This is a genomic window from Flavobacterium flavipigmentatum, assembly GCF_020911905.1.
GTDB classification, from domain to species: Bacteria; Bacteroidota; Bacteroidia; order Flavobacteriales; family Flavobacteriaceae; genus Flavobacterium; species Flavobacterium flavipigmentatum.
This window is the reverse complement of sequence record NZ_CP087133.1, coordinates 2,590,948-2,612,066: the sequence shown is the minus strand read 5'-3', so window position 1 is coordinate 2,612,066 and position 21,119 is coordinate 2,590,948. Positions and strand designations below refer to the sequence as shown.

12 protein-coding genes are annotated in these 21,119 nt (G+C 35.0%); 1 reads left to right on the top strand and 11 read right to left on the bottom strand.

The genetic code is table 11. From position 1 onward, the window contains the following. Nucleotides 1-133: 133 nt before the first annotated feature. The 6 genes from LNP22_RS11345 to LNP22_RS11320 form a co-directional block, all read right to left on the bottom strand. Nucleotides 134-892, bottom strand: coding sequence for a glycoside hydrolase family 16 protein (locus LNP22_RS11345; protein WP_229973553.1), 759 nt, complete (start codon nucleotides 890-892; stop codon nucleotides 134-136). Between the two features lie 79 nt (nucleotides 893-971). Beyond that, nucleotides 972-2,633: a family 16 glycosylhydrolase gene (locus LNP22_RS11340; protein ID WP_229973552.1), complete on the bottom strand. Its 1,662-nt coding sequence runs from the start codon at nucleotides 2,631-2,633 to the stop codon at nucleotides 972-974. 11 nt (nucleotides 2,634-2,644) lie between these two features. Next, nucleotides 2,645-4,261 (bottom strand): PKD domain-containing protein, encoded by a 1,617-nt coding sequence (locus LNP22_RS11335; protein ID WP_229973551.1) that lies wholly within the window; start codon nucleotides 4,259-4,261, stop codon nucleotides 2,645-2,647. A gap of 11 nt (nucleotides 4,262-4,272) precedes the next feature. Then, nucleotides 4,273-5,772: a RagB/SusD family nutrient uptake outer membrane protein gene (locus LNP22_RS11330; RefSeq protein WP_229973550.1), complete on the bottom strand. Its 1,500-nt coding sequence runs from the start codon at nucleotides 5,770-5,772 to the stop codon at nucleotides 4,273-4,275. Nucleotides 5,773-5,783: 11 nt separating this feature from the next. Further along, on the bottom strand, nucleotides 5,784-8,822 hold the full coding sequence (locus LNP22_RS11325; RefSeq protein ID WP_229973549.1) for a SusC/RagA family TonB-linked outer membrane protein: 3,039 nt from the start codon (nucleotides 8,820-8,822) through the stop codon (nucleotides 5,784-5,786). Nucleotides 8,823-9,061: 239 nt separating this feature from the next. Continuing rightward, a complete protein-coding gene (locus tag LNP22_RS11320) occupies nucleotides 9,062-11,863 on the bottom strand; it encodes a helix-turn-helix and ligand-binding sensor domain-containing protein (protein ID WP_305070146.1) in 2,802 nt (933 codons plus the stop codon). A gap of 194 nt (nucleotides 11,864-12,057) precedes the next feature. Between LNP22_RS11320 and uvrA the strand changes: the two genes are divergently transcribed. After that, on the top strand, nucleotides 12,058-14,853 hold the full coding sequence (gene uvrA / locus LNP22_RS11315; RefSeq protein WP_229973548.1) for an excinuclease ABC subunit UvrA: 2,796 nt from the start codon (nucleotides 12,058-12,060) through the stop codon (nucleotides 14,851-14,853). A 6-nt stretch (nucleotides 14,854-14,859) separates the two neighbouring features. Here the strand turns inward: uvrA and LNP22_RS11310 are convergent, their stop codons facing one another. The 5 genes from LNP22_RS11310 to LNP22_RS11290 form a co-directional block, all read right to left on the bottom strand. Continuing rightward, the gene (locus tag LNP22_RS11310; protein ID WP_229973547.1) at nucleotides 14,860-15,108 is read right to left on the bottom strand and encodes a hypothetical protein; all 249 of its coding nucleotides are present in this window, start codon (nucleotides 15,106-15,108) and stop codon (nucleotides 14,860-14,862) included. A 315-nt stretch (nucleotides 15,109-15,423) separates the two neighbouring features. Continuing rightward, entirely contained in the window at nucleotides 15,424-16,896 is a 1,473-nt protein-coding gene (locus tag LNP22_RS11305; RefSeq protein ID WP_229973546.1) for a lipopolysaccharide biosynthesis protein, read from the bottom strand. Nucleotides 16,897-16,919: 23 nt separating this feature from the next. Then, entirely contained in the window at nucleotides 16,920-18,230 is a 1,311-nt protein-coding gene (locus tag LNP22_RS11300) for a glycosyltransferase family 4 protein (RefSeq protein WP_229973545.1), read from the bottom strand. Nucleotides 18,231-18,275: 45 nt separating this feature from the next. Continuing rightward, the gene (locus tag LNP22_RS11295) at nucleotides 18,276-20,738 is read right to left on the bottom strand and encodes a YfhO family protein (protein ID WP_229973544.1); all 2,463 of its coding nucleotides are present in this window, start codon (nucleotides 20,736-20,738) and stop codon (nucleotides 18,276-18,278) included. A 50-nt stretch (nucleotides 20,739-20,788) separates the two neighbouring features. Further along, entirely contained in the window at nucleotides 20,789-21,073 is a 285-nt protein-coding gene (locus LNP22_RS11290; RefSeq protein WP_210668381.1) for a DUF4834 family protein, read from the bottom strand. Nucleotides 21,074-21,119: the final 46 nt, after the last annotated feature.

Below are 21,119 nucleotides of genomic sequence, written 5' to 3'. Positions count from 1 at the left end.
TAAAATATATCGCTTCGTTGCCTGATAATAGTAAAAAAGCGAACAATTTAACAATTTAGCAAGCACATCTAAACATCTAAAAATAAGAACTTTAACTTTTATTTTTTGTAGTATTAATTGTAATTATACAATGCTACTGATAAACTCTTATATAATCTATACTGTATTTTTGTGGCAAAACCTTGTCATCTACTTCCGGGCCACCAAAGTTTCCTCCGATTGCCAAATTAACGATGATATAAAAAGGCTTATCAAACGGCCATGTATCGTCATTTTTTACTTCCGGATTAAAGGTATAAACCAATGTAGCATCCACAAAAAACTCAATTTTATCTTTTGTCCACTCGATGGCATAAACGTGATACCCTTCTTCTATGTTATCAAATTTTGTTTTTTTGGTATTAATGCTGTTTCCGTGACTGTCTTGTGTGTGCAAGGTTGTATAAACCATGTGAGGCTCTTTGCCAATGTATTCTAAAATATCTATTTCGCCTGTTTTCGGCCATTTTACTTCATCAATATTTGCGCCTAACATCCAGAATGCTGGCCATAAACCCTGACCTATTGGCAATTTTGCCCTGGTCTCTATTCTACCATATAAAAACTCTTTTTTTCCTTTTGTCGTGATTTTGGTAGAGGTGTATTTATCTCCTTCTTTTCGGGCTTCGATAATTAGGTCTCCTTTTTTTATCTGATGATTGTTTTGGGTATAAATCTGTCTTTCATTGTTTCCCCAGCCGCAAAGATTAGGACATCCATCACCCAGCTCGTAATTCCAAACGGACTCATTTAATGTTTTTTTATTAAAATTCTCCTCCCATACGAGTTTTCTTTCTGCTTGTTGCGCCCAACAAAAATTACTCATTATGAGTAGCGCTATTATTTTTTTCATCTGCTAAATATTTCATTAAAAAAATAAGAAGGTAAGCCTTAAGCCGACCTTCTTATCCAAAATTATTACTAATCAAAACCTATTGATATACTCTAACATAATCGATCTCCATCGAAGATTGTGTAAAAGCAGGATCAATATTTCCACCAAAACTTCCTCCCATTGCAACGTTTAAAATCAAGAAAAAATCTTTATTGAATGGTAATGAAGCACTATTTGCAACCGAATGAATCAGTTCGTCGTCTACATAAATTTTTACAGAAGCTGGACTCCAAATGGTTTTATACACATGAAATTCTGTAGAAACATTGGCAATTGTTTTAGAGCCTGTATTTCCATTTCCTCCAGAATTTCCAGGATAATGAAGGGTTCCATGAATCACATTTTGATTGTTCCCCACATGCTCCATAATATCTATTTCGCCACAAGCAGGCCAAGTGTTTGTTGCATAATTTTCTCCCAACATCCAGATGGCTGGCCAGGTCCCTGCGCCTATTGGCAATTTGGCTCTCACTTCAACTTTACCATACGTAAACTCAAATTTATTTTCTGATTTTAATCTTGCTGAAGAATAATCTGCTCCACCTGAAGCTTCTTTTTTAGCAGTGATTTTTAAGTTTCCGCCTTGTACAATAACATTTGTATTGGCCGTGGTGTAGTTTTGTTTTTCGCCATTTCCCCAACCATTATCGCCTCTACCTGTATCAAATCCCCATTTGGTAGCATCGGGAGCTCCATCGGTATTAAACTCATCCGAAAAAACCAAATTTGTATAATCAACAGCTTGGTTTTGCGTTGGTTTTGTTGTGGTAAAAATATGATACCAAGCCAAAGCAGGATTTCCGCCCATAACGGCTCTAACTACCATTCTATTTGCCGTAATCGACAGGATCTCGTAAGAAGATTGACCGATATAATACCCCATAAAACCTCCGTCAGAGAAATTCATTGTAGTACCGCGAGTTTGCGTAGCGTTATTAGGATTGGCCATCACTACAGACTCTGAAGGGCTTAATGAAACTGTTTTTAATCCGCCTGTATTGTATGCCAAACAAGCATCATCAGGAGAACTTCCTCCTGCAACACTTGCAAAAGAAGCATTAAAGAATGTACTTCCTCCATTATCCAATTGATATTTTAATTGTTCTCCGTCAAGCGAAAAAGTCAATACATTCTCATACAAACAACTACTTGCCGGTGCTGCCGCTTTTTCCCAAGCTGCTGCCTGATAATAATTAGCATAATAATTTTTGGTAGCATCTCCATCATTTTGCCCTACGCCTAAATGTCCTGGCTCTGATGCCGACCAATACCATTTTTTAGACGATCCTCCTGTTAAGAACTGAACCGCTTCATCATCACTAAAATCACTTACAACTGTAACATCAATTGTGGTATTTGTAGCCACTCCTCCTCTTCCGTTAGCAATTGCTGTAACAGTATAGGTATTGACACCCGTTTTGGTAAAACGTTTGGTGAATATACCACTTGGAGAATTCTCTGAAGTTCCGTCGCTAAATACAAATTTATACGAGATAGCATTATCAGCAGTTGCCGTTAATTTTACCATTCCCGAACCGTCTCCGTTGGGAGCTGCTGTAGTACTACCTACAATTTCGGCCGTTATTTTTAGATTGTTTGGCGCAGATAAATCACCAAAAGCATAATCGTCTTTTTGGCAACCCGTCATCAAGAGAATCGTAAATAACGATATTATTTTTATAATTGTTTTTTTACTCATGATTTCTAATTTTAATTGGATTGTTTAATGTCATCAAAATAATAAATGGAACCTGTTCCCATTTGTCCAAAGTCTGGAAATAAAATTACCCTATCGTACTTATTAGCGGCACTAAAACCAGGTGCAGTTGTTAAGTCAAACGTCAGCTCTTGCCATGCATTTGCTGTTGTTGTAGTGGCATGTACTTCTATAAAAACTGTTGGATTTCCGTTTCCATCTTTTGGTGAGGTTGAAACTTCCATTTTATATAAGATATCAGCTCCTACTTTTGGAGACCATACCGTAACTTTGACTTTATTCCCTTTAGTATAATCAATTGCATTTTCTAAATCTAAACTAGCTCCTGCCCAAACTTGAGCACCCGACAGCTTTTCTATTTTAACGACTTTGTTCGATACATTGGCTCCTGTTTTATCTGGATTCGTTACAACACTAACCGGAATTGCTCCAAAACTTGCGTCTCCGAAACCAGACCAGGCGTATGTTAATGTCCCTGATTCAAAATCCAGAGGCAATTCAATAGCTTGAGAAGGCGTTTTATAAAAATAGATATTATCAATAAAAACACTTTTTCCAGCAGGATTTCCAACCAATTTCAGTTGAAAAATATCCGCTACTGTAAATCCGCTCTGACTTGTAAATGCTGAAATCGGAATATCAATACTGGTCCATTCGTTTGCAGTTAAATCCTTTATTACTGGTCTTTCTCCATTCGTTTTACTGATAAGAAAAATTTCAAGTTTTGGCAAATCTGCTGTCCAAACATCCATGTGGATGAAATCCATTCCAGAAACATCGATTGATGTATTGTCTGCCAATGCAATTCCTTCGTAATTCAAATTAATATAATTCAATATTTTATCTCCGTTCAAATCAAACTCTGAATAAGTAGTGGATTGTCCCCAATTTGGATAAAAGTTTGTTCCCGCAAGATTTGTATATTTTGCATTGTAAATCGAAATTACATCTCCAGCCTGTCTGGTTGGTTGTATTGGGGCAGAAGCTGTTGGGTTAAGAACCAATTTGGCTTCAAAATCCTGAATTTTCTCTGTAGTCTGTATCGCCGCACTTTTTGAAACTACACGAATACTGTAAACTCCAGGTTGCTGATAAATATAAGAAACTGATTCGCCATTATTTGCCGTAATCGGTTCCGGTTTTCCTGCTTCTCCAAAATAAACATCGTAGAACATAGCAAAGTCTGCTGTTGCTTTTACGGTTACTTTTTTAGAAACTGATAAATCATTGGTAATAACGACTACCAAATTTTGAGGTGCTTTAAAAGATACCATCACTTCTTGAGTAACTTCTGTCACTTTTCCGGTAATACCCATAGCCATAATTTTGGCTTGATAAATACCTTCCTTGTAAGTATGTGTTACCGTTCCGCCGGCAGCAAAATAATCAGATTGGGGACTTCCGTCTCCGAAATTTATTTTGTACTGCGTTACTCCTTCGCCTTTAGGCAAAAAAGTTACTTTACCAGAATTATCCTGAGTTACGGTGGTCAAAGCCGAAATATTGGCCGGTCCTTCAATTCCTTCTAAATCAATGTCACTGCTATCATTCGAACAAGCCATTAGCATTGCCAGAACGAAAAGACTTATAATAAAATGTATCTTTTTCATAATTATTTTTTTTAATAACCAGGGTTTTGTTGCCAGTTTCCGTTTGCAAATTGAATTTCCTCGATTGGAAGCGGAAACAATTCATTTTTGTTCGCCGTAAAACCTGGTATCTTTCCAACTGCTTTTCCTGTTCGTACCAAGTCAAAGAAACGATGTCCCTCTCCAAAAAGTTCTACTCTTCTTTCTGCTAAAATGAAATCAGTCAATGCGGCTCCGGAAGCTGCAATATCATGATTGTTGTCTCCAAAAGCACGTCTTCGCACTTGGTTCAGATATCCTCTTGCTTTTCCATCATCAATTCCTCCACGATTATACGCTTCGGCAGCCATAAGCAAAACATCGGCATAACGAATCGCTCTGTAATTGTTCGGATTGGTTAAGTTTAAGTCTCCTGCAGCCGTTGAACTTCGTTTTCTCGGTAAATATTTTCTATTAAAATATCCTGTGTCTTCATTTCCTTTTCCGTAAGTAACACCATTTCCGTTATCGAATGCAGTATTAGCAGCAGCAAAAGCAACAATATCTAAAATAGCCACATCTTTACGTCTGTCACCCACTTCAAAAGCATTTACGGCATCTACAGTTGGAATATTAAAGCTAAATCCTGATGAAAAGAGTGGTCCGGAAAAATTTCTAATACCGTTAAAACCAACAGCTACGTTTCCTTCACTACATTGCAAACAAGTAAAACCAGCTCCTTCTACATCTGTATATTGTACTTCAAAAACAGATTCTGCTCCATTTTCTCCATCCATTTCAAACATAGCGTTGTAATCTGTCACTAACGAATAATTGCCTGAACCAATAAGACTCTCTAAAGTAGTAGCCGCTTGCGTAAATTTATTTTGGTACAAATAGGCCTTTCCAAGTAATGCTTGTGCAGCACCTTTGGTAGCTCTGCCTTTTTGAGCAGCAGTTGGAGACAAATTCGCAATAGCATAAGTTAAATCGGACTCTATAGAAGCATACACTTCTGCTGCTGATGAACGTGGAATTGTTTTTTCATCACCAATTTTAAATCTGGCATCACCTTTCATCGGAATTCCTCCAAACCATTTTACTAACTCAAATTGGTAATAGGCTCTAAGAAAACGTGCTTCGGCAATCAGTTGCGTTTTTCCTTCAAAATCAGTTTTATTTTGAAATTCAAGTATGTAATTTGCTCTTTGTACACCTGCAAACATCCAGTTCCAGATATCTCTTACATTACTATTTACCTGAGTATGAATCATGTCATCTACTTGCTGAAAACCAATTACATCAGTAGGGCTTTCTCCTCCGGCAAAAGTGTTATCTGAAGCAATTTCGCCCAATAAAACATTCACATAAGAAGACTGAAGCAAATCGTAAGCCGCAATTATAGCAAGATCGTAATCTGCTTTCGAATTAAAATAATTCTCAGAATCTATCGAATACTCCGGAGTAGTGGCTACAAAATCATCTGAACAAGAAGTACTTAATGCAGAGAATAAAGTAATTGTTATAATGGTTGTTACTAAATATTTTTTCATTTTAATTCCAATTAAAAATTAATGTTTAATCCCAATAAATACGTTCTTGGTATTGGATAGAATCCGTAATCAATTCCTCCTCCAATTGGAGCTCCGTTTGAAGCACCTGGATCAAAACCTTTGTATTTGGTAAAAGTGTACAAATTGTTGACACCTGTGTATAATCTCAGTTTTGTCATACCTGCCTTTGCAGTAATATCAGGGTTTAAAGTATATCCTAATTGTATGTTTTGAATTCTGATGTAAGAAGCATCTTCTACAAAATAATTCGAAAAAACATTGTTGGCTGTAGCGCCCGTAGTCACTCTTGGTACCGTCGTACTTGTGCCCTCGCCTGTCCATCTGTCTAAAACATAATCTAAACGATTGGCATCTGATAATGTTCTTTCGTAGTTTCGAACCATATCATTTCCTACTGAAGCAAAAGTGTACATAGAAAAATCTACGTTTTTATAATTTAACTGTAAATTGAATCCCATGGTTGCATTTGGAATAGGATCACCAATATTCGTTCTGTCTTTTGTGTCTAAAACGCCATCTCCGTTTGTATCTACATAACGAATATCGCCAGGTGCAGCATTTGCGCCCAAAGCTACCTGAGAAGGATGTGCGTCAACCTCGGCCTGATTTTGAAAAATTCCATCTGTCTTATATCCATAAAAATACCCCATTGGTTTTCCAATTTCCATTCTTGATGGAGCCGGCTGACCTACTCCAAAAGAACCTCCTTCAATAAAACCAATTCCGTTATTTACTTCTAAGACTTCGTTTTTAAGAAATGTAACGTTATAGCCGATAGTCATCGAAAAGTTATCAGAGAATTTTTCTGAGTAATCAATTCCAAATTCAAAACCTGAATTTCTAACGCTACCCGCATTCAAAGTTGGCGAACTTGCACCAGGAGCCCCAATACCCGTGATTCCAGAAACTGGAATATTTGGTATTAATAAATCATTTCGGGTATCAATAAAATAATCTGCAACTACCGATACTTTATCATTGATTAGTTTTACATCCAAACCAACGTCAAACTTTCTTGCTTCTTCCCATTTCAAATTCGGATTTGGTACCTGACCAGTTGCGATTCCGTTTACCAAAGCGCCATCAAAAACATACGCTCCCTCACCGGTTAACAATCCTAAATAACCAAAATTTGGAATTTGATCATTTCCTAAAGTTCCGTAACTCGCTCTTAATTTTAAAAAGCTAATTGTTTTCGATTCTCCAAAAAATCCTTCGTCAGAGATCACCCATCCTCCAGTAAAAGAAGGAAAATAACCTACTTTGTTCCCTGGCCCAAATTTGGTAGAAGAATCGCGACGTAGCATGGCAGATAATAAATACTTTCCTTTGTAATCGTATTGCAGTCTTCCAAAATAAGAAAGCCTTCTTTGGTCGTAAACATAGCCACTATTACTCAAAGCTTCTGAAATACCTTTTGTCAAAGAAATATCAGCAAACTGCCAAGAATTATTCGGCACATCAAAACCAGTTGCCGACGTACTATTACCCCATTCTTTAAAAATGGTCGTTCCAACCGTACCTACTACATTATGATTCTCTCCAATTTTGTTCGTGTAAGTTCCAAAAAGATCAAAAGAATAATTATTATCATTTACTGTTTTTTGAGTTACAGAACTTCTCTGTACATCAAAAACTTTACCTCCATAACTAATTTGTTTTGCAAAATTCTTTTCTTCGCTATTAGAAGTATTAAAACCAATAGCACTCGATAATACAAATCCTTTGAAAATTTTATAATCCAAACCAAAATTTCCATTGATTTTTTTATAATTGTAATCATTATAAGTATTGTCTATTTGCGCTAATGGATTGATAATTTCTGTTCCTAATCCAGTGGTACTAGGCACTAATGAAAAATCACCATTAGCATTGTAAGGACTTAAAGTTGCAGGTACATTTAAAGCATTAAATAAAACAGAACCTAAGCCATTTTCATTTAATGTTTTTCTGTTAAAATAAGTATAAATAAGATTGGTTTTTAATTTAATTCTATCGCTTAAATCGGCTCCAAGAGCAATTCTGGCTGTATTTCTTAAAAACCCAGATTTATCTCCGCCAACGATTCCTTCCTGATCCAAATGCGAACCACTGATAGAATAAGTAATTTTTTCTGAACCTCCGGAAAAAGACAAATCATGATTAATAATCGGAACGCCTTTACCAAAAACTTCATCCTGCCACTCTGTACCTTTACCTAAATTGCTTATGTTTGGGTAAGGAATCGCTCTACCACCATTAGCATAGCTTTCGTTTAATAATAAACCGTATTCTGTTGCGTTTAGTGTTGGTAATTTTCTGGATGTTTCCTGAAATCCAGTATAAGCATTATAGGACACTTTTGTTTGAGAATTTTTTCTACCCATTTTAGTGGTAATCAAAATAACACCATTGGCACCAATTGTCCCATAAATAGCTGCTTGAGCATCCTTTAAGACAGTTATAGTCTCAATATCATTAGGGTTAAGTAAACTCAAATCGCCCACATAACCATCTATAATCGTTGTCGGACGATTTTCGCCGTTGGTTGCAATACCACGAATACGAATATCTAATCCTGCTCCGGGTGCTCCGGATTGAGTCGTTACATTTACCCCGGAAACGGTTCCTTGCAACGCTTGTTCTACTTTGATAGGTTTTAAAATCTCCAGCGTTTTACTGCTAACTGTTGATACAGCACCCGTAACTTCTCTCTTTTTTTGACTACCATATCCAATAACGACAACTTCATCAAGTGATCTGGCATCCTCAGCCAATTTGACGGTTATTTTGCTATCAGATACAATAACTTCCTGCGTTCTAAAACCAATGTAACTTACTGCAATGATAGAGCCCTTGGGAACTGCAGTTAGTTTAAAAGATCCATCAAAGTCTGTGGTTGTACTTTGCGAAGAACCTTTCACTTTTACATTCACACCAGGCAATGATAAACCTGAAGCATCAAGCACTGTTCCGTTTACCTCTAAGTTTTGCGAAAACGCAAAAGATGTAAACAGCATGAGTGCCATTAATAATAATTTAGATTTCATAATTAGTTAGTTTTTATTGAATATAAAATTATCGCATCTTATTAAGAATAAAATAAAATTCACCACAACAAAAAACATACATCTTAAAAAAAGACAATAAAATTCAAGATATCACAAAAAAACACACGACAAATCAACAAAATAGAAATGTTAATTTTTTTAACAGAAAAGCCGAAAATCATGGATAAAGGACAAATGTTGAGGTAATGTATAGTTTTTCAAACAAAATTTTAGCCCAACTATACAGCCAAGATATACTCTACTAAACCGATTTCGTGCTGTAAATCCATTTTTTTACGCAAACGATATCGCTTTATTTCTACACTTCTAACCGAAATATTAAACAAAGGTGCAATCTCTTTTGAGGAAAGATTCAAACGCAAATACGCACACAAACGCAAATCATTTGGAGTCAAAACAGGATGCAATTGTTTTATTCTTTTTAAGAAATCTTTATCTGCATTGTCAAAAGCTTCTTTAAAAACTTTCCAGGAATCTTCCTCTGTAATATTTTTATTGATGGTTCTAATTACCGATTTGATATTATTATCATCATCCTGATTGGTTTTCTTCAAATCTTCCTTGATAAAAGCTAGAAGCTCGTTTTTGCTGTTAAGACTCATCGTAGAAACCGCCAGTTCCCGATTTTTGTTGTCAACATCCTGAGACAATTGCTCATTTCGTAACTTCATCAATTGTTGCTCGTTTTCCAGTTCTTTAATTTCGAGCAAAAGATTATTCTCTTCAATGAGCTTCTCTTTTTGTTTTTGATAAAAATTTCGATAGGCTTTATTGATAAAATATCCAATTACAAATACAATTATTAAGTAAATAAAGCAAGCAAAATTGGTGAGATACCACGGTTTTAAAATTTCGAATGTATAAGTTGCCGTATTTTCTAAAACTATATTCGCATATTTTGCTCTTAACTTAAAAGTATATTCGCCAGGCGATAAATTCTTAAAATTTACGGATGATTTTGTGCTCCATTCGCTCCAATCGTTCTGAAAACCTTCTAGTAAATATTGGTATTCAGAATTGATATATTTGCTGTATTCCGGAACAGTATAATTTATAGTAATATTGTTTTCATTCGATTTGAAACTTCCTTTTTCATGCAAAACAACATTCGTAAGGGTCTGATTTTGCTTATTGATCGAAATTTCCGAAATAGCGACTGCGTAATTCCTAAAACTCAAATCATCGATATTCAAAGTATAATAACCGTCTGTGGTGCCGATAAGATAGGTTGATTTTGAAATTTGCGTGACATTTTCAAACCCCGACATCGAATTGGTTAGAGAAGATGGAATCGGAATCACATTTTGCTTCAGCTGATTACTTAGTTTACTGGCAGAAAAATAATGGATATAATTTTTAGAAAACAACCATATTTTATTCGCATTATCAACAATTAATTTTCCCGAAGTATACTCGTCTTTTTCAAAAATGGCACTTAATAATCTATCTTTTTCAAACTTTTTTGTAGAGGAATTAAGTTTAAAAATCCCTCCTTTATAAGCGTAATAAATCGAATTATTAAATTTTGTCAAACTTGCATTTTTTCCATTTTTTGGAGACGAATACGTATAAAATCCTTTTGTGCTTAAAAGATTATTATCTAATTTTAATCTAAAAATACCTTTGTATTCGTGACTTACGTAAAGATCCAAATTGGGCAAAATTTCGAAATAACGAGAAGAATAGTCAAATCCATTGATTTTATTTTTAAAAATCCATTGATTGCCTACTTTTTCTAAAACCGAAATCCCGTAATAATTTCCCTGAAGCAATTTATTTTTATTTTGAGGAACAGCTTCAAATTTCCATGTTCCCGATGCCGAAAATATATTTCTGGCAAGAGTGTTTTCTATTACAAATGTGCCTGAATCATGACCGCAAAACAATGTATTATCATATTTAAACAACGACCATACCTGCCCTTTTGTGCCGTGTACAAACTGAAAATCGGCATTGGTCTGGTATTTTTTACAAAACAACCCCTGATTTGTCCCTACATACAACAGACCGTTGTGTGTAATAGAGGCATATACGGTACCCAAAACACCCGTATCGTCTGTAAAACTATGCACCGGAGATTTGAGGTTAATACAATTGATCCCGTTATCAAGTCCCGTCCATAAATTGTGATCTTTATCCTCAAATAAGGACAACGCAGTATTATTGCTCAAACCTTTGCTCTGCGAGATATGATACTTTAATTTACCTGTACTCGACAAAATAAAAATACCATTCGAGACCGTTCCTAAAGCATAACTTCCATCCTGCAATCGCTGGCTACTGTACACGAAACTCGATTTTAGTTCCTGATCGACATCGGTAACAAAATGTGTTAAATTACTTCCTACTAATTTATAAAAACCATCTAATTGCGTCTGGATCATCAATCCTTCTTCAATAGCAAAAATATTAGCAATAGTAAATTTCTTTAAAACAGGATGGTCTGAAATCAATTTTTCTTTACCGCCTTCAATCTCAAAAAGCCCTTTTTTTAGGGTTTGAAAATAAATAGCATTTTTGCTCGAAAATGACTTTACCACGCCACTTTTGGGTGCGATAATTTTAAACTTCTTGGTTTTGGTATCGTAAATATAAATACGGTTCAGCGATTGAAACAAAATCCATTGATCGTATTTTAAAATGTTCCAAAACTGCTCATCATCCAGAATTTTGCTTTTAATGCGATCGCTCAGTGAGGTATATTGTAATTTTCCGTTTGCGTGACGGGTCCAATAGCCAAAATTCATGTAACAACCTGTGTAAATGGTGTTATCAATCACTTTTACAGACCGCATAATGGTTTCATTTGGAGTCGGATACAAATCCCAATTGGTACCATTATATTCTAAAAGTCCTTCATTATTAGCAAAATACAAATAATTTTGATCGTCCTGAGCAATCATCCAACTTTGATTTCCAGCACCATATATTGCAGGAGGAAATTTTATAATAGGCGGAAGCTCTTGCGAAAATAGGACAAAACCTATGCAAAAAAACAGTATCGATAGTTTTGTTTTCAAATTTATGAGATGGTTTATTTATTAGAAAAACAGTCCTAAAATAGCATATTTTATACAGAAAATACAAATTTCTACTAAAAAAATAGCATTACAAAAAAGAAATCGTCAACAAACGATTCTGTTAAGATTTGGAACAATGTCATTAACAAAACTCAATTCAAAATTGATTACTTTTGTAAAAATTGACATTTTTTATGCAAATCGATCTCTCAACACTCGACCCAAAACAGAATATCATCATCAAAGGCGCACAAGTACATAATTTAAAAAATGTAGATGTTGCGATTCCTCGAAACAAACTCGTAGTAATTACAGGACTTTCCGGATCAGGAAAATCGAGTTTGGCCTTTGATACTTTGTATGCAGAGGGACAGCGCCGTTATGTAGAGAGTTTATCGTCGTATGCACGTCAATTTTTGGGCCGTTTAGACAAACCAAAAGTAGAATACATAAAGGGTATTGCACCCGCAATTGCTATCGAGCAAAAAGTAAATACCACCAACGCTCGTTCTACCGTTGGAACTTCGACCGAGATTTACGATTACATCAAACTTTTGTTTGCCAGAATCGGACGCACTTATTCTCCTGTTTCTGGTGAGGAAGTTAAAAAAAACACGGTAACGGATGTCGTAACAGACGTAAAAAGCTTCGATTTAGACAGCAAATGGATGCTTCTTTCGCCTATACACCTCGAAGAAGGAAGGCAATTAGAAGACAAGTTAAAAGTGCTGTTACAACAAGGTTTTGCTCGTATTTTGGTTGATGACGAAATGGTTCGTCTGGATGATTTCACCCCAACCGACTTTCATAAATTAGATAATAAAGACATTCTTCTTATTATTGATAGAATTGTTGTCAAAGACGAAGAAGAATTTTATAATCGCTTGGCCGATGCGGTACAAACAGCTTTTTTTGAAGGAAAAGGAATTTGCTATCTGCAAGAGCTAAACTCAGACAAAAAATTTACTTATTCGAATAATTTCGAATTAGATGGCATCACATTTTTGGAGCCCAATGTACATTTGTTCAGTTTTAATAACCCTTACGGAGCCTGTCCTGTTTGCGAAGGTTACGGAAATATTATTGGTATTGATGCCGATTTGGTTGTACCAAACACATCATTATCCGTTTTCGAGAGTGCTATTTATCCCTGGAGAGGTGAAAGTATGAGCTGGTACAAAGATGAATTGGTCAAACATGCTTACAAATTTGATTTTCCTATACACAAACCATTTTTTGAACTTACCGATCAGCAAAAAGATTTAGTTTGGAAAGGAAATCAATATTTTCAAGGCTTGAATGATTTCTTTAAAGAACTCGAGGAAAAAAATTATAAGATTCAAAATCGCGTTATGTTATCGCGTTATCGCGGAAAAACAAAATGTCACGCTTGTCGCGGAAAACGTTTACGCGAGGAAGCTTCGTATGTAAAAATTAATGGAAAAACAGTTTCAGATTTGGTCGATTTGCCTATTAAACATTTGGTCACTTTCTTCAAAAACATCGATTTGAATGTTTATGAGCAACAAATTGCCAAACGTTTGATGGTCGAAATCAATAATCGTTTGTCATTTTTGACAGAAGTTGGTTTGGATTACCTTACTTTAAATAGAAATTCTGCTACTCTTTCTGGAGGAGAATCGCAACGCATCAATCTTGCGACTTCACTAGGAAGCAGTTTAGTGGGTTCGATGTACATTCTAGACGAGCCGAGTATAGGTTTGCACCCAAAAGATTCAGAAAGACTAATAAAAGTACTGCTTTCACTTCGTGATTTGGGTAATACTGTTATTGTTGTAGAACATGATGAAGATATCATGAAAGCTGCCGATATGATTATTGATATTGGTCCCGAGGCAGGAACTTTTGGAGGAAATTTAGTCGCTCAAGGAACATATTCTGAAATATTAAAATCAGATTCACTGACTGCGCAATATCTCAACGGAGATCTCGAAATTTCGGTTCCGAAAAAGAGACGAAAATTCAAAAATCACATTGATATTATTGGTGCCCGAGAAAACAACTTAAAAAATATCGATGTTACTTTTCCTTTGGATGTCTTAACTGTAATCACAGGCGTTTCCGGTAGTGGAAAAAGTACACTGATTAAGAAAATATTATTTCCAGCAGTACAGAAAAAGCTGGAAAATACAGCAGAAAAAGCTGGTCAGTTTTCAGAAATAAAAGGCTCTTTTTCGCAAATTAAACATATCGAGTACGTTGACCAAAACCCGATCGGAAGAAGTTCTCGTTCTAATCCAGTTACCTACATCAAAGCGTATGACGACATTCGTGAATTGTATGCCAAAGAAAAATTATCAAAAATAAGAGGATATCAGGCCAAACATTTTTCTTTTAATGTAGATGGAGGCCGATGCGAAACTTGTAAAGGAGAAGGCGCTATTAACGTCGAGATGGTGTTTATGGCAGATGTTCAGCTTCCGTGTGAAACTTGCGGAGGAAAAAGATTTAAAAAAGAAGTTTTAGAAATTACTTTCGATAATAAGAACATCAACGATATTCTAACCATGACTATTGACGATGCTATTGCTTTTTTCGAAAAAAACAAACAACACAAAATCACTCAAAAACTGCAGCCTCTACAAGATGTTGGTTTGGGATATGTACAGCTTGGACAGTCGTCTTCTACCCTTTCTGGTGGTGAGGCGCAACGTATCAAGCTTGCTTCATTTTTGGTAAAAGGCGCCACAAAAGACAAAGCTTTATTTGTATTTGATGAGCCTACAACGGGTTTACACTTTCATGACATCAAAAAATTACTAGCTTCATTTGATGCCTTGATCGAAAAAGGTCATTCAATAATAGTAATCGAACACAATCTGGACTTGATAAAATGTGCCGACTGGATTATTGATCTTGGTCCTGAAGGAGGAGAAAATGGAGGTAATTTACTGGCTGTGGGAACTCCTGAAGATATTATAAAAGCAAAAAACTCCGTTACGGGAGTTTACTTAAAGGATAAAATTTAATTTATTTTAGGCGACTAAACATCTTTCTACAAAAGGAACACCATCTTCATCTATCGCTACCAAGATTTTTTTCTGTCTTGATGCCTGAATGGTAAGGTACAGCCATGGAAACGCCCACAGTCCTAATGTTAAACAAAAGATGATAAAATTAAATGGATGATTGACCATTTTTTCACCTTTATACAAAACTGCAAATTGAAATTCGTCATTTCTTTCTTCCAGTATAAATCCTTTGCGGATTTTGCTGGATATCATTTTAGAGAATATTTGCAAATTTTTTTCTTTCTCGAGCTGGCTATTTTTCATACTTTTCCTTCTATTTCATCTAAAATTGATCCTGCTATTTACAAGATGTAAATATTTATTATCTTGCGAATGTAGTATAAGTTGACGGATATTACAATACCCACTTTTAGTGATTTTAGTTAAATATTTTTCATCGAAAACTAAAAAGCATTACTAATTTCGAACTCGAAAGCTAATTTTAAATGCAATATTTGCAGAATAAACATTTTTTCATCAAAGAAAAAAACAAATAATATAAAAAGAGTTTAAAAAAATATTTTTTATCTATTCTAATCTAATCCCAATTTTACCAAAAATCATTTTGATCACCTTATTAATATCCGGTGAGATAGCAAACCTGTAATTAAGATAAAGGTATAAAACAGTCACAATAGCCGATTTTAGAGCGATTCCGATTAAGGGATACACCGGAAATTCCCAAAAATAAAATAATAAAAACAAAACAGTCGTCACAATCAATGAATACAAGTTTTGTTTGGTAAAAGGATACAAATCCAAGCGTTTTACCACAAAAAGCAGTTTGGCCAAACTGTAACATGTTATAGAAACCAAAGTTGCAAATGCAGAACCAATAATACCATAAAGAGGTATAAAAATAACGTTTAGAATAAAAGTTAAACCTACCAAAGCCAATCCCAAAAACAAAACCATTCGGTAGTATTTTGTGTTAAAAATGATTGCGTTGTTGTTGCCTAAAATCAAATCAAAATACTTAGACAATCCTATCATAAAAACAACTGGAATCCCGCCTCTGTAATCCTCAGGAACAATTTGGTACAACTGATTGATGTTTACAAAGATGCACAACATGACAAAACCTCCGACAATTTGAAGATTTATTGAGGTCTTTTTATACAAATTATTCAATTCGTCGTGTTTGTTCTCATGCATCAATTTTGCTGTTATTGGATACACAATCTGGTGCATGGCGCGACTCGGAACCGAAATCACCAACGCAATATAAGTCGCTACCGAGTAATAAGCGATATTCTTGATTTCCATGTATTGATTGAGCATTATTTTATCTCCATCCAAAAGTAAATTGGCGACACTTCCCGAAAGGATGATGTAAAAAGTATATTCCATTACATGTTTAACATTCTCCGGAATATTAATCTGAAATTTTGGTTTTTTGACATAAAAAGCATAAAACATAGCTACTAAAAAAGCTACAAAATAGATTACTGCTGTAAGATAGACAAACTGAACCAAAGTGATCCATTTAAAGTACAAACCCAGCAAAGCAAAAGAAGAAAACAGGCGCAAACCTACTTCTTTTATAAAATTGCCAAAAACAGAGTGCATGTGTACGCGTGCCCAGGCATAAAAAATTTCAAAATATGCCATACAAATTCCGATAAACGGAATTAAAAGCATAAACTCCTTTACCACTTCATTTTTCTTTGATACAAATGCGGTAATATCATCAAAGAAAAACAAGCCTATAATTCCCAAAGGAATACACATTAACAATGGAAATAACGCTGTAAACGATAAAAATTGCTCCCGCTCTTCTTCAGTTTTATACTGCGAATAAAACTTAACCAACGTATTTTGCATTCCGATAGCAAATAATGGCATGATAACATTGGCCGCAGAAAGAATATAATTCGTTAATGCATAATACGTTGCGCCTAAAAAAACAGGGTATAAATAAAGTGTATTCAATGCTCCAATTCCGAAGCCTATATATGTAATTATTGTATTCTTAAAAGACTGATTTAAAACAATACCCATTTTTTGATCGCAGATTTTAAATTTTAGACTTTAGATTTTGACGCTTCAGAATCTGTAATCAATTGTACTAATTGTTTGGTTAGATTTTTTCGGGAATATTGCTGCAAACCAACGCCATTAGCCTGTAATTTTCCGTCTAAAAACTGATTATAAAAGTCCAAAATTACACTTTTTAATTTCGTTTTCTCAGAATAATCAAAAAATACGCCTGTGTTTGTTTCTGTGATAATATCGGCAAAGTCAGAACCTTTTGGTCCAATGGCAATTATTGGGCGGTTTGAAACCATATACTCGAATAATTTCCCCGGAATAATACTTTTGGTATCCTCAGAATTTATTTCGACAAGCAATAAAACCTGCGACTTTTTCTGGTGCGCAATTGCCTCCTGATGAGATACGTAGCCCAAAACATTAAGATAATAATTCAACTTAAACGCAGCAAGAGCATCCAATACTTCCTGACTTACCGCACCAATTAATTTTAACTCTAAATGGTTTTTAAAATCAGGAATTTCTTCAAGCAATTCTACCAAACATTGCCATAAAAATAACGGATTTCTATCTGATAAAAACGAACCAATATGTGCAAGAGTAAATTTGATATCTAACGTTTGCTTCGCTACAGTCTCGATATCATAACCATTTGTAATCACTGAAATTGGCTTGTTGGTAATGGCCTGAAATTCGGTTTTAGTTGTCTTACTGGTCACAATAATGGTGTCCGCAGCATTTAAAACCTTATGCTCTAATTTTTTATGCTTTTTAGCAGCATAATTAGACAAACGCAGGGCTTTGTGATAACCGATCGTGGTCCAGGGATCACGAAAATCAGCCAACCAATTTACCCCTAATTTTTGTTTTAAATTCAAACCAATCAAATGCAAACTATGCGGCGGACCAGAAGTTACAATTGTATCTATATTATTCTCTTTAATGTATTTTTCGAGAAAAGAAACAGATGGTTTTACCCATAAAACACGAGCATCGGGAATAAAAAGGTTTCCTCTAACCCAAAGAAAAGTTTTATCTAAAAAAGTCTGTTTTTTCTTTTGTGGTAAAATTCCGGAACTGATTTTTTTGGTTTTATTTTTCGAAAAAATGGAAGCCAATTGATAAGGCTCCATAATTTTATTTTTAATAATAATGGCTTTCGGCGAAATTTCACTAACCAGACCTTCGTCGATAATAGGATATGTTGGATTTTCAGGCACGTAAACAATTGGCTGAATACCAAATTCAGGTAAATATTTTACAAATTTGAGCCATCGCTGCACACCCGGACCTCCAGCTGGTGGAAAATAATAGGTTATGATTAAGAGTTTTTTTTGTTCCATTTGGCTTTTTGTTTCACAGAGACTCACAAAGTTTCGCAAAGATTTTTAAATATTCTTTTGAGTATCTCCGTGAATTCTTTGTGAATTTTTGCGATAGAATTTTTCAAAATAAATTCCGCCTACCAAAAGCAACAGCATTCCGATTGAACTGACCAAAGCGATTGTACTTCCTATTTTGATTACCTGAGGCTCAAATTTGAATTCGATTGTATGTTTACCTCCCGGAACTTCCATCGCTCTTAGCACATAATCTACGGGGAAATGGTCTGTCAATTTGCCATCAACATAGGCATTCCATCCGTTTTTATAATACATTTCAGAGAAAACAGCCAAACCATCTTTGCCGTTACTAGATTCGTATTTGATATAATTTGGCTTGTATTCTATCACTTTTACAGTTCCGGTTGTGTCCCATTGTTTCTTCAATCTGGCACTTCTAAATTTACCTTCATGTTCTCGAACGTTAAAAACTGCCACTTTTTTAGTATCAATTGTATTCAGCGCCTTCATTACATCATCTGGTTTGTTGACCAGTTTTACTGTACTTACAAACCAGGCATTTCCGTTGGCATCTGGATTTATGGTTGGGAATTCTTTTCCTTCCTTATTGACCTGAATTACATACTTAACATTCAGCATATTAAGGACTTCAAAATTATTTTTCATAATCTGATAATCTATCAATTGTTGCATTCTTCTCGGTCTTACAGCGCTATATCCTCCTATCGTTTTATGAAAATAAGAAGATCTTCCCTGCAATTGCCCTTGTATGTCAAATACACGATAAATAGATTTATCATTTAAAATCTCAGTATCAACAGGTGTTTGCTGAAAAGGAGCGGCAATTTGAACTGGGCTTACAAAGTCTTTGGCTGAAACATATTTTTTATCTACAAAAAACAAATCGAAGATCATTAAAATACCAACTATAATTAAAGTCGTATTTTGAGCCAATTTATTTTTGATACACAACCATAAAATTCCAAAAGTAACTACAATAAAAAATCCTGAGCGCAATAAATCTGCAGAATACAAACTCATTCTATCCTCTTTTAAAGTATCAACAAAGGCGGGGCCATAAGCCTGCATATACCCATTATCATTCATTCCTGTAAAATGAAACATACTTTTTGCGAAGACTAAAATCAATAGAACTCCCAGTCCAAATACTCCCGTTTGCACTAGAGCTTTTTGTTGCAATTTAGGTTCGTCTTTTGATTTAAAAAAAGACTGTAAGCCCATTACTGCAAGCACAGGAAAACACAACTCTAAGATAACCTGAATAGAGGATACCGCCCTGAACTTATCATACATGGGAACGTATTCTATGAAAAAATCTGTTAAAGCTGGAAAGTTTTTCCCCCAAGAAAGCATTAATGTAAATAATGCACCTGCAAGAAATACGTATTTTATTTTTCTTTCATCAATAAAAAGTGCCAAAATTGCCAAAAAGAAAACCACTACACCAATATAGGCTGGCGCAGAAACAATGGGTTGATCTCCCCAATAGGTTGGCATTCCCGAAACAAATTCTTCTGCTTGAGATGCAGGAACTCCTTGTTCAAGCATAAACGAATACATACGACTGTCTGTACCTACATTTTCATTACTTGAACCTCCAAAAAGTCTTGGAGCAATCAAGTTGAAACTCTCTGCTATACCATAACTATATTCAGTGATATAATCTGTTGTCATCGCGGCGGTAGTAAGATTCTTCGAACCATCTGGATTAAAAGTTAATTCGCTTTTATCACGGATACTAAATTTCGCATACTCGCTTGTTGCTAATAAATTGGTAGCATTGGCTCCGATTGCAAAAATTCCAGCTATTGCCAAAGTTCCTATGGTGATTAATAATGGCTTGTATTCTTTTTGTTTAATAAAATTAAAAGCAAAATAACCTGAAAGTATCAATAAGAAAATCAATAAATAATAGGTCATTTGAAAGTGGTTGGCATTTACTTCCAGCGCTACTGCAAACATGGTCAACAGGCCTCCCCAGATATACTTTTTTCGAAAAACTAATAAAAATCCGGCAATTACCAACGGCATGTAAGCAATGGCATGCGCTTTTGCATTATGACCAACACCCAAAATAATAATTAAATATGTAGAAAAACCAAAGGCTAAAGCGCCAATAAAAGCTTTTAAAGGATCTGTTTTCAGAACCAATAATAAACCATAAAAACCAAGAAAGTACAAAAATAAATAATCGGCAGGACGTGGTAAAAAGCGCAACAGATCATCCAACTTGCCCACAAAATCATTAGGATAATTAGCACCTAACTGATAGGTTGGCATCCCTCCGAAAGCTGAATTAGTCCAAAAAGGTTCTGCATGTTCTGTAGCTCTAAAATCATTTTGCTCTTTTGCCATCCCGGTATACTGTGCAATATCGGACTGAAAAATTTGTTTTCCTTGTAAAACAGGATAAAAATAAATTAAGGAAACGAGGATAAACCCAAGTATTACGAGGGCATGCGGATAGAATTTATTTACTATTTTCAATTTTGGTTGGTTTGGGTTAAATGATGAATACCTCTGATTTAGGCACAAATTTAATCTATTTCTTCGTAATCAACATAATCTCCCACTTTTTTGGTCTCACGAGGATTTTTTACATTAGCAGTATCAATGATTATCTCATCCTGACTGGTACGTGTTTTTTGCCAAGAAGTATCTTGACTATATTGTTGTTGTCTCTGAAAATTCTCTCCCGCTTTTTCAACTGCCTTTTTTACTAATACGGGTAAAAAGATTTTAGCCAAAAATTTAAAAATATAATAAAAAGCCATCATCCACATGATTGCTTTTAATAATCCTAAAAATGACGCTTCTTGCATAATAGTCTAATTTTTTTTCAAAATTAATAAATCCATTGTTCAAAAT

Coding starts and splice junctions, on each gene's coding strand:
- LNP22_RS11290 (WP_210668381.1), bottom strand. CDS start 21,073: ATGCAAGAAGCGTCATTTTTAGGATTATTAAAAGCAATCATGTGGATG.
- LNP22_RS11300 (WP_229973545.1), bottom strand. CDS start 18,230: ATGGAACAAAAAAAACTCTTAATCATAACCTATTATTTTCCACCAGCT.
- LNP22_RS11310 (WP_229973547.1), bottom strand. CDS start 15,108: ATGATATCCAGCAAAATCCGCAAAGGATTTATACTGGAAGAAAGAAAT.
- uvrA (WP_229973548.1), top strand. CDS start 12,058: ATGCAAATCGATCTCTCAACACTCGACCCAAAACAGAATATCATCATC.
- LNP22_RS11330 (WP_229973550.1), bottom strand. CDS start 5,772: ATGAAAAAATATTTAGTAACAACCATTATAACAATTACTTTATTCTCT.
- LNP22_RS11335 (WP_229973551.1), bottom strand. CDS start 4,261: ATGAAAAAGATACATTTTATTATAAGTCTTTTCGTTCTGGCAATGCTA.
- LNP22_RS11345 (WP_229973553.1), bottom strand. CDS start 892: ATGAAAAAAATAATAGCGCTACTCATAATGAGTAATTTTTGTTGGGCG.
- LNP22_RS11305 (WP_229973546.1), bottom strand. CDS start 16,896: ATGGGTATTGTTTTAAATCAGTCTTTTAAGAATACAATAATTACATAT.
- LNP22_RS11325 (WP_229973549.1), bottom strand. CDS start 8,822: ATGAAATCTAAATTATTATTAATGGCACTCATGCTGTTTACATCTTTT.
- LNP22_RS11340 (WP_229973552.1), bottom strand. CDS start 2,633: ATGAGTAAAAAAACAATTATAAAAATAATATCGTTATTTACGATTCTC.